Origin of the sequence: Rhizobium sp. G21 (genome assembly GCF_014158035.1) — a bacterium.
Taxonomy (GTDB): Bacteria; Pseudomonadota; Alphaproteobacteria; order Rhizobiales; family Rhizobiaceae; genus Rhizobium_E.
This window is the reverse complement of sequence record NZ_JACFXW010000001.1, coordinates 111,091-124,807: the sequence shown is the minus strand read 5'-3', so window position 1 is coordinate 124,807 and position 13,717 is coordinate 111,091. Positions and strand designations below refer to the sequence as shown.

Below are 13,717 nucleotides of genomic sequence, written 5' to 3'. Positions count from 1 at the left end.
CCCGAAAACGAATCAGGAAAAAGGCCGTCTCTATGCGGAAAAAGAGCGGCCAACTCCTGCCGGAGCCGGCCGCAACAGGGTTTGCTTTCGAGGGAGAAACGGCTCAGAGCGCGTCGAGATTGATCCCGATGGTGACGGCGCCGATCGGCGCGCCGGTTTCGTCGACGATGGTCATCGAGGCCTGGGATTGCAGCGCCTGGGTCGACTCGTCCTTCTCCGCCTCGTCGACGAAGAAGCCATCGGCGCCCGCCCCGTAGCTCTTCTCGAATTTCGCCTCGTCGCCCTGCCAGTAATCGGAGGTGACATCGCTCTGGCCGACATTCAGCCCCTTGGCGTCCATGACGAAGATTTCGGAGATGACGCCCTCGGACGCCTCCTGCTTTTCATGCAGGAATTTCGAAACGGCGTTGTTGAGAACCTCGTCGATCATCTTGCGATCGCCGCCGTCGACCTCTGCGCGCCACTCCTTGTCGAGCCCGTCGATATCGGCCTGGGCGAGCCCGGCATTTTTAGCGTTCTGCGCCTTGACCGCATTGACGATCACGGGATCCTTGATCCACGGGGCTACATTCACCTTCACATAGTCGGTGACAGGCGCGACATGCGCTTCTTCCGCCCGCGCCGACCAAGGCGCGATCATGGTCGCCGCCATCAAGGCGGCCGTCAGTGTGTTCCTCATCATTCGCCCTTTCCTTTCGCCCCGCACGGTTTCGTGCGCATGTAAATCTCAAAACTCTTCCCAGGAATCCGCAACCGGCGCCACGGCTGTCGCAGTCCGCACCGACCTTGCCGGCGCCGGCCGACGAGCAGGCGCGACATCCGCCCCCAGTTGCTTCTTCTCCTGCCGCGGCGCAGGAGCCGCCTCACGGATGCGGAAGCGCTGGGCGCCGGCCTGCAAGGCGCGGCTCTGGCTGAGCAGATCGTGGCAGGCGGCGCTCGTTTCCTCGACCATGGCGGCGTTTTGCTGCGTGGTCTGGTCCATCTGGTTCATGGCGCCGTTGATTTCGCGCAGCCCATGCGCCTGGCTCTGATAGGATTGGACCATCGCCTGGATCGAATGGGTGATGCCGTTGACGCGCTCTTCGATGGTCACCAGCGCATCCCCCGTGCGGTTGACGAGGTTGACGCCGTTGGACACTTCCGCGCTCGACATCGTCACCAGCTGCTTGATTTCCTTGGCGGCGTTGGCGGAGCGCTGGGCGAGTTCGCGCACTTCCTGCGCAACCACCGCAAAGCCCTTGCCCGCTTCGCCCGCCCTCGCCGCCTCGACGCCGGCATTGAGCGCCAGAAGATTGGTCTGGAAGGCGATCTCGTCGATGACGCCGATGATCTTGCCGATCTGGCTCGACGAAGTCTGGATCTGGTCCATGGCGCCGATCGCCTCGCGGACGATGACGGCCGAATTATGGGCGTCGCTTCTGGCGTCCTCCACCATGCGCACCGCGGTTTCGGCGCTGCGGGCGGTGAGATCCACCGTCGAACTGACTTCGGACAGCGCCGCCGCCGTCTCTTCGAGAGCAGCCGCCTGCTGCTCGGTGCGCTTGGCGAGCTGCTCGGCGGAATTGGCGAGTTCCTGCGATCCGTTCTCTACCGCAACGGAGACGCGCTTGATGTTGTCGATGGCGTCGGCCACGGCTTCGATCATGCGGTTGAAGTCGCGTTGGACATCCGAAAAATCCGCGCCGAGATCGTGGAGACGAATGCTGAAATCACCGTCGGCGAGCTTGCCGAGCGCCGTGGCGAGCGTGTCGACCACCGCCTTCTGCCGGTGCGACGACTGCCTCTCGGCTTCGGCGTTGTGTCGACGTTCGGCTTCGATGTTGAGGCGCTGCTGTTCGGACGCCTCGGTCTGGCGGACCTTTTCGATGGCCTGCTGCCGGAATTGATCCAGCGCCCTGGCGAGAAACCCGATCTCGTCGCTGCGATCCTGATGGATCACAGGCGTATCGAGGTCGCCGGCCTGCAGGCGCGATATCCGGTCGCCGATCGAGGCGAGCGGGGCGCCCACCAGCCGACGCATGGCGAACAGGAAAGCGCCGATGGCCAGGATGATGACCGCCGACTGAATGCCGAGCGCAATCAGCGCCTTGTTGCGCGCTTCGGCGAAAATGGCCTCCGCCGACCAGACGGTCACCACCACGCCTTGCGGCTTGCCCTTCTTGTCGAGCGGCAATGGAGAGGCGACGGCCACCAGTCCATCGGCGACCCGCGCATGGCTCACGTCGGATGTCTCCGCGCCCTGCTTCGCCAGCGCGGCGATATCTTCCGGGGTCAAGGACGTCACGCTGTCCGGTCTCACCCAGGCGTCGACCGGAGCGCCGCTCGCGTTGAGCGCGGTAAATTGGGTAAGGTTGAGGCCCGCATTGTCCCGGTAGAGCGCATAGGCTTCCTGGACGACGGACGCCTTGCCCCATTTGACACCGCCGGCCGCGAGCGTCGCAAACTGTTCGGAATCCTTGATCCAACCCCGCTCCGACATCGACAGCATCTGGGCGCTTTCTTGACGCCAGGTATTGACGGCGAGCCCCGCCAGCCCCACGGCGTTGATCGCCACGATCAGCGCCGACAGCTTGACGGTCAGGGAGAGATTGCGGAATAGCGTCATGGAGGGACCTCATTGAGCGCCTCCCGGAAAACGCCGGGAGATTTCGCCTCATTCGCCTGCCCTCATGGCAAGAATGCATGGCTGCCTTGCGTGTTTTGCAGGCCAAACCTACAATCGCTATATTAACAAACCATGAAACACGCGCCGATTGATTTTATCGCGGTGGACAATTTTCGCAAAAATGACGTTTAAGCGCCGAGAAAACGAAAAATATCGTGAGAAATGGAACAATTTAGCGAAAAATATTATCAATCGTCAGTGGCGACTGACCAGGTCAGCACACCCTTTCGACGACCGTGATTTCATGGGTTCGGCGTCCGCGATACGCACCACGCCTCCCGCCACGTGACGAACTAAAAACCGCTCGCGGCCGACAGCGCGAGCGGTTGTTGTTTTGCCGATAGTCGATCGAGGTCAGCCGCGATGGTCCTTGGCGATCGGCTCCTGATAGGTGAAGCCCATATCCCAAGGGAAATAAATCCATGTGTCCTGCGACACTTCCGTCACGAAAGTGTCGATCATCGGCACGCCCTTCGGTTTTGCGTAGACGGCGGCGAAATGCGCATTCGGCAGCATGGCGCGGACTTCGGCGGCTGTCTTGCCGGTGTCGGTGAGATCGTCGACCACCAGCATGCCCTCGCCGCCATTTTCCAGCAGCGGTTCGGCGATGCCCTTGAGAACGCTCATGTCGCCCTGATTGACATAGTCGTGATAAGACGCGACGCAGACCGTCTCGATCAGCCGGATATTGAGCTCGCGCGAGATGATCGCAGCAGGAACGAGACCGCCGCGGGTGATGCAGACGATGCCCTTGAACGGCTTGTTCTGCCCCGCCAACCGCCAGGCGAGCGCGCGGGCGTCGCGATGGAATTGATCCCAGGAAACGGGGAAAGCTTTTTCAGGCAGCGACATGGAATGTCCTCGGATGGAAGGTGGAAGATCTGTCGCGCCATTATCCGAGTTGCCGCCGCGCCGTAAAGTGCGCGGCGGCCTTGATCCCCGACAAAACCCTCATATCGCCGATCAGCGGGACATGAAGACCGGCACCGTCATCGATTCCAGGATGATCTGGGTGACGCCGCCGAACAGCCGTTCGCGAATGCGGGCATGGCTATAGGCGCCCATGACCAGCAGGTCGGCGGCGAAATCAGTGCAGCGGTTCTCGAGAACCGCCGAAATGGCCACGCGTTCGGAATCCTGCGTGTTCGTGGTCACTTTCAAACCGTGACGGGCCAACGACTCGGCGAGATCCGCCCCTGTCAGCACCGCGCTCTTGGAATTGGTCTCCTGCGGATCGACGGAGAAAAGTTCGATCTCGGCCGCATCCTTGATCAGCGGAATGGCGTCGAACACCGCCCGTGTCGACTCGCGTGAACCGTCCCAGGCGACCAGCACCCGGTTGAAGCCGGCGACAGGCTGGTCGATCCAGGGGATGAACAGCGCGGGCCGCCCCGTCTCGAACAGCAATTCGTCGACATCGCCAACCCGGTCGGAGGCCGGCTGGCTGGCGATGACGAGATCGCTGATACGGCAGGAATCGATCAGCGCCTGCGACGCCATAACGCCCGTGCCCCGGCTCGCGCGCCATTCGGCGGAGACGCCTTCACGCGCCGTCGCTTCGTTGAACATCGCCTCGATGGCTTTGCGCCGCTCCCCTGCCGCTTCATAGAGGCTGGCGATGATCGAGGAATCCGGCAGGTCGAAAGGCGTCATGATCGGCGGCGGATCGACGATCTCCGCATGAAGGCCGATCAGATGAGCACTCTCCTTTCGCGCCACGCCGATGGCGGCGCTGGTTACCGCCTGGGCGGTCTTGGGGTCGGACAATACGACTGCGATCGTCTTGATGGGCATAGGAGCCTCCCGTCGTTGTTCTCACGGTTTCAAGTCGACAATAGGCGCAAAGTTCCGCCCAACCTTGATCAAGGTCAATCCTGCCGCCTCAATCCGTGTCGGCTTTCGCCTCGCGCCGGGCGGCCACCTCGGCCAGCATCGCCTGCACCGCCGCGACCGCCGCCTCGAGCGCCTCGGCGCTCCGCGCCCTGACCACGATGTCGGTGGAATAGCGCTGCCCGTCGAATTTCGGATAGGAGCCGATGACCGTGTCCGGATGGGCCTTTTGCACCGCCGTCAGCGGACCGCCGATGTCGCCCTCGCCGAAATTGCAGGGCGTCGAGCGCGACAGCATCTTCGCGCCGGTGCGCAGCGTCGGCAGCACATTGTCCAGCATCGCCTGGAAGATATTGGGCACGCCCGCCATCACATGCACATTGCCGATCGAAAAGCCGGGCGCGGTCGAGACGGGATTGTCGATATGAACGCTGCCGACCGGCAGCCGGGCCATGCGCTGGCGCGCCTCGTTGAACTCGAGCCCGCGTGCAGCATACATGGCGGCCATCAGCGCCATCGCCTTTTCCTCATGCGCCACGGGCACGCCGAAGGCCGCGCCGATGGCGTCGGCGGTGATGTCGTCATGGGTCGGGCCGATGCCGCCGGAGGTGAAGACATAGTCGTATTTCGCCCGCAGCGCATTCAGCGCCGCGACGATCTCGTCCTGCTCGTCCGGGACGATGCGGACCTCCTTGAGGTCGACGCCGTTCAACGTCAGCATGTCGGCGAGATAGCCTATATTCTTGTCCTTGGTTCGTCCGGACAGGAGTTCGTCGCCGATCGCCAGCATGGCGGCCGTCACGATGTCTGTATGGGTCATAATCAGAGTCTCCGGGAAGATGGGGGCAAACTGGGCCTGCGTTTATCGCCTGTCAAGCCGGGCGCGTCGACGCGGCGTAAAGGAAATCGGTTTCACAAAACCTCCATTGTTCAACAATAGAGAACACTCAAGCCGCAAATTGCCATGCTGCCAGAACGAGACGATCCGCCTATATAACGGGTGTCGAATTTTTCTCAGACAACGAAGGGACGCCACAATGGCAAAGGTTCTCGTGCTCTACTACTCCTCTTACGGCCATATCGAGACGATGGCCTACGCCGTCGCCGAAGGCGCGAAGTCCGCCGGCGCCGACGTCACCGTCAAGCGCGTTCCGGAACTGGTTCCGGAAGACGTCGCCAAGGGCGCGCATTTCAAGCTCGACCAGGCCGCTCCGATCGCCACGGCCGAAGAGCTGGCCGATTACGACGCCATCATCGTCGGCGCCGGCACCCGCTTCGGCTCGGTCGCCTCGCAGATGCGTAATTTCTGGGATCAGACCGGCAGCCTGTGGTTCCAGGGCAAGCTGGTCGGCAAGGTCGGCGGCGTGTTCACCTCGTCGGCCACCCAGCATGGCGGCCAGGAATCCACAATCCTGAGCTTCATCCCGACTCTGCTGCATCACGGCATGGTCGTCGCCGGCCTGCCCTACGCTTTCGCCGGTCAGATGGGCGTCGACGCCGTCAAGGGCGGCTCGCCCTACGGCGCGTCCACGATCACCGACGGCGACGGCTCCCGCCAGCCGTCCGAAGTGGAACTGGAAGGCGCGAAGTTCCAGGGCGCCCATATCGCGAAGCTCGCCGCCAAGCTCGGCGCCTGATCACGAATCGAGATCATCATGGGAAGGGCGGCGCGCGCGTCGCCCTTTTTCGCGCCGTGGCTCCAAGCGTGGACAAGTCCCTCTTGAACGAATCCCGCCGCCGGGTTAGGCGGGATAGGCTACCCTGCGGACATGGCGGAACTGGTAGACGCAAGGGACTTAAAATTCCATCTGACCCTTGATTTAATTACGTTATCGTACACAACGGCCTAGCGGAAACGGATGCATTTGGATGCATTTTTCCGCCTGTTTGCACAACAATTTGCGGCTGAAATATCGGCTTTAAAGAGCTCATATACAGCTTGGGAAGCTTCGAGAACGATCAGCTTTTTCAAGGGCGCGTGTCACACGGCCTCGCGCGCAGTGCCTATCCAATCTGCGCCAAGATATACGATGATTGCCATACCGGCTCGACTCCTTGCGTCCTTTGCGATACGAGAACGCAAAGTGAACAAAGGGGCGCACGATGTCCGCATGGATGCTTTTGCCGATCGACGCCACGGATGGCATGATCGAGGCCGCCGGCATGGAGCCGCGCGCGGCGATGGAGCTTTGGGAAAGGATGGCGCGCGCCGCCGCGCCTGATCTGCAGCGTCACTTGATGAGCCGCGCCGAAGCGCGCGCCGCCATGCGCAAGCTCTTCACACTCGGTCACGCCGCAGGCGGCGTTGGCGATCCGGATGATCTGACGGAGGAGGCGCAGGCGATCGTCAACGCGTTGATGGGCGATGACTGAGGTCAGACTTAAGCACGCCTGGTCGCGCACCTTCGTCAGCGCCCATTATGATTTCAAGGCCGAAGATCCCGATGGCGTTGTTTTCGGCCGTATCCGCCGCCTCGATTATGGTCCGCAGCAAGGCCGCTGGGAATGGCACATGAACGATGATCGCTACACGGCAAGCGGTGTGGCAATTGCCGGCTTTGAGGTGAGCAAGAAGACGGCCGCGCTAGCGGTCGAGGCGGCCTTCGAAGAGGCGCGACGGCGCTGCCTCAGCAATGAAGATCTGGTTAGGTGAGGCGCTCCGGAGGCGTCAGCACATAGGGCGCAAATCTCGCCCCTGCCCGCACCGGATCGGCTTTTTCATTGCCACATCGTCACAATGCTCGATGAGCATGCTGAGCGCATAAGCCGGGAAAACATCATCCATCTGGCCTGCGATTTCGAGAAAAGGCCGCAATTGAGAGGCGAGATAACTATGCGAAATGACCATTACGTCCCCCACAAAACGTCGCATTTCAATATGGAGAACAGATATACTCTCGACGCAACCTAGCGTCTACTATTGATTTAAAACATCAACTTTATGCGAATGGATCTTCGATCCCCACCTCCCGATAAACCAGTGCCACCAGCTGGCCACGTCCTGGCGCATGGCGTAAAGCCCCGCCGCCCCGGCCAACAGCCACTTTCCCGTGCGCCACAGCCAGCCGCCGACCCATCCCGCCGCCGCCGCCTTGGCGCGCGTCTCACGAAAATCCGACAGCGTTACACTGTCGGCGGCCACAGCCTTTTCCAGTCCTTCCATCCGGTGCGACACCGTGATCAGCGTCGAGCCCTGTTGCTCAAGGCGATCATACATGCGCCGCCGGCTCTCGCTCGCCGCATCCTTCTCGTCATCCATCCTCTCTTCCATCCGGTTCATCCGGCTGTCGATCTGCGTCAGCCGATCGAGAATGAGAGATTGGATACGGTCTTGCTCGAAAGTCATGGCTCGCCTTTGAGGATGATGTAGAAAACAAAACACGCGCCCGTGAAAGCCGCAATTCACGTTGGCATTTCCGGAATTTACTATGATGCTGCATAAGTTTAGCGTCACCGACTTCTTCATATAGGCAAGATCAACTTTTTATGGCTTGATAAAGGTCGTGTCCTCGACGCGCCGTTTACATCGCCCGATGGCATTGAGGGCGAGGACTGAATAAGTCCCGGCCCTCGTTTCCTTCACCATAAGAAGCACTTGACCAATGACGACCAACTCGCCGCCCATGAGCTCGCCGCGCCTGCCGCAGGATCACCCCGACCGGTTACTGGAATGCGAGGCGCAGATCGAGGCTGGCGTTATCGCGCTTGTCGACGCCGCCGAGGCGGCTGGCTGGGGCGGCGCAGAATCGTTGGCGGCCATCATCTCCGTCGCGGAGAACCTCATGTTGCAGCGCGAGGCCAACGCAAAAACGGACGCGGATATTTTGACCGCCCTCCGTAAGCATCAATGGGATTAACGTATGCCTGCAAATACAAAATTTCCGATTGGAGTAACTGGCGGAGAAACCTGAACGTAAGACACCACTCGTTGATATCCAAGAATGTGATCAAAAAATTGATCCTGCGAGTAATTTTGGGGAGTATGCGGGCTATACTAAATTAAATGAAGCGATCGCTTACCTGGCGGGGTAACGGACGTGCTCGCAACACCCCAAATTAAACCTTCCAGCTCATCCAGCGGAATCTTTAGTTCAGCAGCAACGTCATTCTTGGTTGTGCGATCCTGCCACAGCTGCGCCAAGACTTTCCTCCAAACGATTGAAGCTTCACGCTCTATACCATTGGGTTCGCCTGATCTGTATCCACGCTTGCCAAGCTCAATGCATATCGATTTATATTGCCATTCCGTCAGCCGCTCCAAAGCATGCAGTCGATAAGCCATCGCCATGGCGGAAACCCGCCACCTGCCTTTCAATTTGATGACAACATTCGCGTCAATGAAGCGAGGAGCACGCGCTTTAACGTCATTTGCCGGCATAAGAAACGCCGACGCGAAGGCATTAGCCTCTCTTTCAGCTGCTCGCGACTGATCTTGCGGTCCAGCGTGTTGGTGCAGAACCAAATGACCGAGTTCATGAACTGAGTCGAAAAGGCTATGTTCTGCAGTTTTAAAATTGTTCAGAAACACATAGGGTTTATCATCTCGCCAGAACGAAAACGCATCTACAGTCCTGGTGTTCTCCGACAGCGAAAAACCCGAACACCCTGAGCCTCCAAGAGACCAATGACATTGCCAACAGGTTTTTCGCCGAGCCCCCAATGTTGACGAAGAGACCTCGCCGCTGCTTCGACATCCGTCTCGTAGCTAAGATCGATCAGATTTGAGGAAGGCAAAGAAAAACGTCTTTCAACCCAGTCACTCAACTGCAGACCCAAAGCGCCAGCAGACAATGCAGCATCCCTCTCCTTGGCGCTCATTTTCGTGAGGCTTCGAAAGCTGACGGCCGCGATGTTCAACTCTTCGGGATCATCACCGTAGAAAAAGGCCGCTGGATAGCCGACTGCCTTGGCAATCCTCTCAACCGTCGAAGGATCGGGTCTGTTTTCTCCCTTCTCTAGGCGAGTGATCGTCATCGCCGATAAATCAGTTAGATCTGCCAGACCTTTTGCTGTGAGACGTCGACGTGTTCGAGCTAGGACAAGCCGTTTACTATTAAACATGGTATTTCTTGCTATTTACGCGCCACCACCATTGGATCAAAATCATCAGCGCGGTCTCCATCATCGAGGAGAAGCTTGTCAAGCTCCATATCCGCACCATCCGAAAGGTAGATGCGCTCAATGTAGGCACTAAAAGTCCTTCCTTCAACCACTGGTCGCGTAAGCTCTGCTGCTCCACGTTCGTCCACCATCAAAAAATAGGTGGGAACAGCTTCACTGTTGAATTTAGCATATTCGGGCAAGTCGGCACCAAAAAGGTTGCCCATGCAGGCGCGCTCCGCTCCCGCTCCTTTGGGCGAACGCGGCTTTGGCTTTTTTCATCATGGGAAGCAATGTCGACATTTGAAAATACTACTCGAAGACCACGGCGTTCATTTTTAATTGCTTCAACGCCCTCGGAACGGTCGATTTCCCATTCATCGCCTACAAACCTGTCCCGCATGGCCCATGAGCCCTCTTGATAAGAAAACGTTCCAGCTGCATTAACGGGATGGAATGGCGTGGCATTCGATGCAGCGCCCCTTGCCACATCTCTGACTTCAAGGAGACGCCGCCGATCCAGGCCAAGCTCGCCCAATCGCTTGTCGATGTCCGCTTCCTCACGAAGCACCCGTGTCTCAACAATCATAACTGATCCTTGCCATGTCGATTTATTCAACCTACCAGTAGGTTAAAAAAATCAACATGGCAAGCGATATTCTCAGCAGCCTCTGCAGGATACACCAGCCATGCCGGATAAGAGGACAATTGCCAACCGCGGCCCCGCCATACAAGACGACTTACATAGCCACCAAGTTCCTACCGTGTTCACTGGCCCGACACGTCTTAACAAGTATAGAATCGGAATCATATTCGACGTGTCGGACAAGAGTGACACGCGGACATTTCCGCGCGCATCCCTTGTAAGTGGCAACATGCTGCCATTTACATTTTTTAGAAAATTGCTGATTTTATCTATAGTGAACGCAACATCCGAAACTTAAGAGCGACGATGTTGCGAGGTATCGTTCAGCCATCTTTCGAACACCGCCGGATCGGAAATCCAATTATTAAATTCCTGCGGATTCTCGATAGCAAGCGCTGAAATAATGTGCGCCAGTACGCCAATTGCTTCACCGCGCGTCACTTTTCCACTGGCATGCGCATCGAGAATATTACCAAGCAACTTATCCATATTGTTATGATCGGCGCTTGAAAGTTTCATCTCTACCTCCTGTTAGCTCAAGAGACTGCAACATCATTGAAATGCTTTGGTTGTCAAGATAATTATCTTGCATTAAGAACATCAACCTCCAAGCATGAATTTGTGGGCTATGTAGGCTTCTGCGCGTTGGCTCTGGGCGCGACTGTAGGATTAAAACACTGCGATAACTTGCAACAAAATGTAGGTCACTTGGCGTTCTGCGGCGCGAAATAGGTGATGAGCGCCGGCACAGCCGTCGTCACCAGCGCCATCAGCACATAGGCGTACCAGGGCGAGCCCTCCGGCAGCGCGGCGATGCTCACGCCCGTGCCCGCCAGACCGCCGCCGATCGCCGCCCCAATCGCTTTCGAATAGGTTTTCATCTCGATTCTCCTTTGAGGGTTTTGGCCTACAGCGTCTTGGCCGCGCCGCGTTCGAAGACGCGGGCGTAAGCCGCGATCTCACGGGCTTTGTCCTTGCCGTTGATGATGGCGCGCGCGCCGACATAGTCGCATTGCGAGCCGGTGATGTAGTGCTCCAGCTTGCGCCCGGTGAACACGCCGTCGCGCATGCCGAGCACGAGGATCCGCGCCGAGAAATCCAGCTCGCGCACGATGTCGGGCCGATTGGCGACGCCATAGATCTCGTAATTCCGCCGGCCGGTCAGCTGCACCAGGCCGCGCCCGCGAAACCGCCAGCCGTCGCCCAAGGCCTCGTCGCCATTGTCCATCCGGTTGGCATAGGCGCGGTTGGCGATGCGCTGCGGCTGGCGCGCATAGGCAAGGCGATCGCGTCGGTCGGGAAATATTTCGGGAACGTCTTGCGCAGGCCGACAGCCGAATAGTTGAGGTTTTCCTCCACCGGCTCCATGCGCCGCCCGGTTTCGTGATAGGCCGTGGCCAGCATATAGGCGAGCCAGCGCGCATCGCTCAGCCCCTGTTCGTCCCAGGCGTCGAGAATGGCGTCGATGCCATCCACCTGCGGCTGCGCAAAGCGCCCGCCGAACAGCGGGTCGCGCACCGTGTCGAAAAGTTTCGAGCGGTCCATTGATCTTTCCTTTCTGGAAAATGCGGCCTATTCTGCCTGTTGCAGGCGTGAGGGCGCGTGATGTTTGAGATGTTCGATGCGACCACGACGGTCGTTAATGCACTGGCGCTGGTCGCCGCCGGCTGGTGGCTTTGGCGCGAGCGTTAGTCAGACCTCCAGCGCCGCCACACGGGCGGCGAGGTTGGCGAGTTGCGCCTCGATCGACAGCCGCGCCGCGCGTTCGCGTTTTCGCGTTTGGCGACGCTGATGAGATGGCAGGTCAGGCGCTCATAGGCGACGCCTTCCGGAACCGGAGTTTCAAGCGGCACGGCTGTCGTTTCAACCACCGTTTCAATGCGCGTCACCTCTCGCGTTCCATAGATCGGAACTTCCACTGCCCTGTATTCGGGTAGATCAAGCGGTTGCCCGGCCTCATTAAGCTGGGGCTCATAATGCGTCTCGACCCGCTCGATATATTGCTCCGTCTCAATGCGCTCGACTTGGCGCGGCTCATGCACAATTTGATGCGTTCGCCAATGTACGAGCCGCGGATCGATCTCCGCGACCGCCTCGGCGCTGAGTCCCCACCAGCTCCATGCGCTATTGTCGATTTCACAGGTGGATCGGTAGTAGATCGGCTCCATGTCGAGGATGGTGTCCGCCCACTCGTCGGACATGGGCTCAATGCCGGTTTTATACTGTTCCGAAGATGTTGATCGAGCGACAGTGCCATCCGAAGCAATATTCGCATTAGCCGCGCTCGCTGTCGTGGTGGAGTATGCGCCGGTTGCGCGGAACGATCCGCTGTTGACCATGATCGTTCCGGCGATACTGGCCCCATCCCACAGCTCGAGCGCCCAAAGATCTGCGGTGCTCTTCTTCACGACGCCCAAGGCGGGCTTCCCAGCGCCATAATCAGTCGGCGTCCAGGAGTCGTATTGTGTCGTCGTCGTGGAATTGGATAGTGTTTTCGTCTTGAGGCCGGTCAGCGTTTCAAACGCCTCCCTGAGCATGATTGCTCCGGAAGTGTTTGGCCACGTCAACGTGCGCGTCGTTCCAGTCGAAACGCCGGATAGCTCGAACTTCCCGATTTTCGTGGCGTCACTGTTGTCGATGATGGTCGTCGTCGCATCGTCGAGCTTTTTATTCGTCAGCGTCTGCGATCTGGTCGTATCGACGCTCTCATACCAAGAGCCGTAGGTGCCGCCGACATGTCCTCTGCAGAACATTCGCCCCGAATTGTGCCCGACAAGCAATTGGGCTCCGCGAGCGCCGCCTAGGGTGTTAACGCTGAAACCATACCAACTCTCTCCACTGCCAGGCAGATCTGCAGGTACGTTCGAGGTTGACGGGTTGTGCACAAATGAGGCCGACGTCGAGTAGGACGAAAAATCCACACCGGATGCCGCCGTTAGCGGCGTGCCGATTCCGAAGTCGGCCACTTTCACGACTCGCCCCGCGGTGGTGTCCGTCGTGCTTGATGTCAGCACCAGCCCCAGCGTTGTCCGCGCCGCCGCCGCATCGGCGTCGTCGAGCAGCGTGCGCCCAAACGCGCTGAAATCAGCCAGCGCCGCTACGCCCTGCGCGCTGTAGTAAGCCAGCTTGTTCGCCGCCGTCGTCAGCGCCGCGATCGACGACAGATTGCCGTTCGACAGCTGCCCCAGGAGCGCCGTCGTCTTCGCCTGCGCGACCTGCTGCGCCGGCGTATAAATGATCTCGTAATTGCCGTTGGTGATCGCCTCGCCCGGCCAGCCATAAGCCAGCGTCAGCTGCGTCGCGTTGGCGATTGCCGCGATCCTCACCGAGCGCCCCTGCGCCCAGAAATAGTCGCCTACTCTGGGGTAAACGTTGAATTGCGTGCCAACGCCGATCACGGTCGTGCCGCCCGCCCCCACCGTCACCGTGCCGTCATTATAGGTCGGCTGCTGCGCCATCTGTCTCTCCACAGGTCA

General features: G+C 59.2%; 19 protein-coding genes. 4 read left to right on the top strand and 15 right to left on the bottom strand.

Translation table 11 applies throughout. From position 1 onward, the window contains the following. Positions 1–103: 103 nt before the first annotated feature. From H2O14_RS00710 to H2O14_RS00690, 5 genes are all read right to left on the bottom strand, one after another. A complete protein-coding gene (locus H2O14_RS00710) occupies positions 104–679 on the bottom strand; it encodes a hypothetical protein (protein WP_182829235.1) in 576 nt (191 codons plus the stop codon). Between the two features lie 48 nt (positions 680–727). Further along, entirely contained in the window at positions 728–2,605 is a 1,878-nt protein-coding gene (locus H2O14_RS00705) for a methyl-accepting chemotaxis protein (RefSeq protein WP_182826095.1), read from the bottom strand. A 414-nt stretch (positions 2,606–3,019) separates the two neighbouring features. Further along, positions 3,020–3,517, bottom strand: a complete 498-nt coding sequence (gene gpt, locus H2O14_RS00700) for a xanthine phosphoribosyltransferase (RefSeq protein ID WP_182826093.1) — start codon at positions 3,515–3,517, stop codon at positions 3,020–3,022. 111 nt (positions 3,518–3,628) lie between these two features. Then, positions 3,629–4,459 (bottom strand): universal stress protein, encoded by an 831-nt coding sequence (locus H2O14_RS00695; RefSeq protein WP_182826092.1) that lies wholly within the window; start codon positions 4,457–4,459, stop codon positions 3,629–3,631. A gap of 88 nt (positions 4,460–4,547) precedes the next feature. Continuing rightward, complete coding sequence (locus H2O14_RS00690) at positions 4,548–5,315, bottom strand: competence/damage-inducible protein A (protein ID WP_182826091.1); 768 nt, start codon at positions 5,313–5,315, stop codon at positions 4,548–4,550. Between the two features lie 217 nt (positions 5,316–5,532). On the opposite strand from H2O14_RS00690, the gene wrbA reads away from it, so the two are divergent. From wrbA to H2O14_RS00675, 3 genes are all read left to right on the top strand, one after another. Continuing rightward, positions 5,533–6,132, top strand: a complete 600-nt coding sequence (gene wrbA / locus H2O14_RS00685) for an NAD(P)H:quinone oxidoreductase (protein WP_182826090.1) — start codon at positions 5,533–5,535, stop codon at positions 6,130–6,132. A gap of 466 nt (positions 6,133–6,598) precedes the next feature. Then, on the top strand, positions 6,599–6,868 hold the full coding sequence (locus tag H2O14_RS00680; RefSeq protein WP_182826089.1) for a hypothetical protein: 270 nt from the start codon (positions 6,599–6,601) through the stop codon (positions 6,866–6,868). After that, a complete protein-coding gene (locus H2O14_RS00675; protein WP_182826088.1) occupies positions 6,861–7,148 on the top strand; it encodes a hypothetical protein in 288 nt (95 codons plus the stop codon). The genes H2O14_RS00680 and H2O14_RS00675 overlap by 8 nt, the downstream gene beginning before the upstream one ends. 15 nt (positions 7,149–7,163) lie before the next feature. Here H2O14_RS00675 and H2O14_RS00670 read toward each other — a convergent pair whose 3' ends face one another. Both H2O14_RS00670 and H2O14_RS00665 read right to left on the bottom strand, forming a co-directional pair. Continuing rightward, positions 7,164–7,343, bottom strand: coding sequence for a hypothetical protein (locus H2O14_RS00670; protein WP_182826087.1), 180 nt, complete (start codon positions 7,341–7,343; stop codon positions 7,164–7,166). 69 nt (positions 7,344–7,412) lie between these two features. Continuing rightward, positions 7,413–7,961: a hypothetical protein gene (locus H2O14_RS00665; protein ID WP_182826086.1), complete on the bottom strand. Its 549-nt coding sequence runs from the start codon at positions 7,959–7,961 to the stop codon at positions 7,413–7,415. A gap of 136 nt (positions 7,962–8,097) precedes the next feature. Between H2O14_RS00665 and H2O14_RS00660 the strand changes: the two genes are divergently transcribed. Further along, complete coding sequence (locus tag H2O14_RS00660; RefSeq protein WP_182826085.1) at positions 8,098–8,352, top strand: hypothetical protein; 255 nt, start codon at positions 8,098–8,100, stop codon at positions 8,350–8,352. Positions 8,353–8,489: 137 nt separating this feature from the next. Here the strand turns inward: H2O14_RS00660 and H2O14_RS26955 are convergent, their stop codons facing one another. The 8 genes from H2O14_RS26955 to H2O14_RS00630 all read right to left on the bottom strand — a co-directional run bounded on the left by H2O14_RS26955 (position 8,490) and on the right by H2O14_RS00630 (position 13,699). After that, positions 8,490–9,023, bottom strand: coding sequence for an ImmA/IrrE family metallo-endopeptidase (locus tag H2O14_RS26955; RefSeq protein WP_312858530.1), 534 nt, complete (start codon positions 9,021–9,023; stop codon positions 8,490–8,492). Positions 9,024–9,058: 35 nt separating this feature from the next. After that, a complete protein-coding gene (locus H2O14_RS26950; RefSeq protein ID WP_246697258.1) occupies positions 9,059–9,556 on the bottom strand; it encodes a helix-turn-helix domain-containing protein in 498 nt (165 codons plus the stop codon). Between the two features lie 11 nt (positions 9,557–9,567). After that, a complete protein-coding gene (locus H2O14_RS26945) occupies positions 9,568–9,822 on the bottom strand; it encodes a hypothetical protein (RefSeq protein ID WP_246697257.1) in 255 nt (84 codons plus the stop codon). A 713-nt stretch (positions 9,823–10,535) separates the two neighbouring features. Then, the gene (locus H2O14_RS00645) at positions 10,536–10,760 is read right to left on the bottom strand and encodes a hypothetical protein (protein WP_182826084.1); all 225 of its coding nucleotides are present in this window, start codon (positions 10,758–10,760) and stop codon (positions 10,536–10,538) included. Between the two features lie 185 nt (positions 10,761–10,945). Continuing rightward, the gene (locus H2O14_RS00640) at positions 10,946–11,122 is read right to left on the bottom strand and encodes a hypothetical protein (protein WP_182826082.1); all 177 of its coding nucleotides are present in this window, start codon (positions 11,120–11,122) and stop codon (positions 10,946–10,948) included. 26 nt (positions 11,123–11,148) lie between these two features. Next, the gene (locus H2O14_RS26940) at positions 11,149–11,412 is read right to left on the bottom strand and encodes a hypothetical protein (protein ID WP_246697256.1); all 264 of its coding nucleotides are present in this window, start codon (positions 11,410–11,412) and stop codon (positions 11,149–11,151) included. Further along, positions 11,403–11,786 carry a hypothetical protein gene (locus H2O14_RS29180; RefSeq protein ID WP_409526887.1) on the bottom strand — a complete coding sequence of 128 codons (384 nt, stop codon included), beginning with the start codon at positions 11,784–11,786 and terminating at the stop codon, positions 11,403–11,405. The genes H2O14_RS26940 and H2O14_RS29180 overlap by 10 nt, the downstream gene beginning before the upstream one ends. 143 nt (positions 11,787–11,929) lie before the next feature. After that, complete coding sequence (locus H2O14_RS00630; protein WP_182826081.1) at positions 11,930–13,699, bottom strand: hypothetical protein; 1,770 nt, start codon at positions 13,697–13,699, stop codon at positions 11,930–11,932. Between the last annotated feature and the right edge of the window lie 18 nt (positions 13,700–13,717).

Bases quoted from the DNA above. Each gene is read 5' to 3' on its own strand.
- H2O14_RS00710 (WP_182829235.1), bottom strand. From the start codon at position 679: ATGAGGAACACACTGACGGCCGCCTTGATGGCGGCGACCATGATCGCG.
- H2O14_RS00705 (WP_182826095.1), bottom strand. From the start codon at position 2,605: ATGACGCTATTCCGCAATCTCTCCCTGACCGTCAAGCTGTCGGCGCTG.
- gpt (WP_182826093.1), bottom strand. From the start codon at position 3,517: ATGTCGCTGCCTGAAAAAGCTTTCCCCGTTTCCTGGGATCAATTCCAT.
- H2O14_RS00695 (WP_182826092.1), bottom strand. From the start codon at position 4,459: ATGCCCATCAAGACGATCGCAGTCGTATTGTCCGACCCCAAGACCGCC.
- H2O14_RS00690 (WP_182826091.1), bottom strand. From the start codon at position 5,315: ATGACCCATACAGACATCGTGACGGCCGCCATGCTGGCGATCGGCGAC.
- wrbA (WP_182826090.1), top strand. From the start codon at position 5,533: ATGGCAAAGGTTCTCGTGCTCTACTACTCCTCTTACGGCCATATCGAG.
- H2O14_RS00680 (WP_182826089.1), top strand. From the start codon at position 6,599: ATGTCCGCATGGATGCTTTTGCCGATCGACGCCACGGATGGCATGATC.
- H2O14_RS00675 (WP_182826088.1), top strand. From the start codon at position 6,861: ATGACTGAGGTCAGACTTAAGCACGCCTGGTCGCGCACCTTCGTCAGC.
- H2O14_RS00670 (WP_182826087.1), bottom strand. From the start codon at position 7,343: ATGGTCATTTCGCATAGTTATCTCGCCTCTCAATTGCGGCCTTTTCTC.
- H2O14_RS00665 (WP_182826086.1), bottom strand. From the start codon at position 7,961: ATGAAGAAGTCGGTGACGCTAAACTTATGCAGCATCATAGTAAATTCC.
- H2O14_RS00660 (WP_182826085.1), top strand. From the start codon at position 8,098: ATGACGACCAACTCGCCGCCCATGAGCTCGCCGCGCCTGCCGCAGGAT.
- H2O14_RS26950 (WP_246697258.1), bottom strand. From the start codon at position 9,556: ATGTTTAATAGTAAACGGCTTGTCCTAGCTCGAACACGTCGACGTCTC.
- H2O14_RS26945 (WP_246697257.1), bottom strand. From the start codon at position 9,822: ATGGGCAACCTTTTTGGTGCCGACTTGCCCGAATATGCTAAATTCAAC.
- H2O14_RS00645 (WP_182826084.1), bottom strand. From the start codon at position 10,760: ATGAAACTTTCAAGCGCCGATCATAACAATATGGATAAGTTGCTTGGT.
- H2O14_RS00640 (WP_182826082.1), bottom strand. From the start codon at position 11,122: ATGAAAACCTATTCGAAAGCGATTGGGGCGGCGATCGGCGGCGGTCTG.
- H2O14_RS29180 (WP_409526887.1), bottom strand. From the start codon at position 11,786: ATGGACCGCTCGAAACTTTTCGACACGGTGCGCGACCCGCTGTTCGGC.
- H2O14_RS00630 (WP_182826081.1), bottom strand. From the start codon at position 13,699: ATGGCGCAGCAGCCGACCTATAATGACGGCACGGTGACGGTGGGGGCG.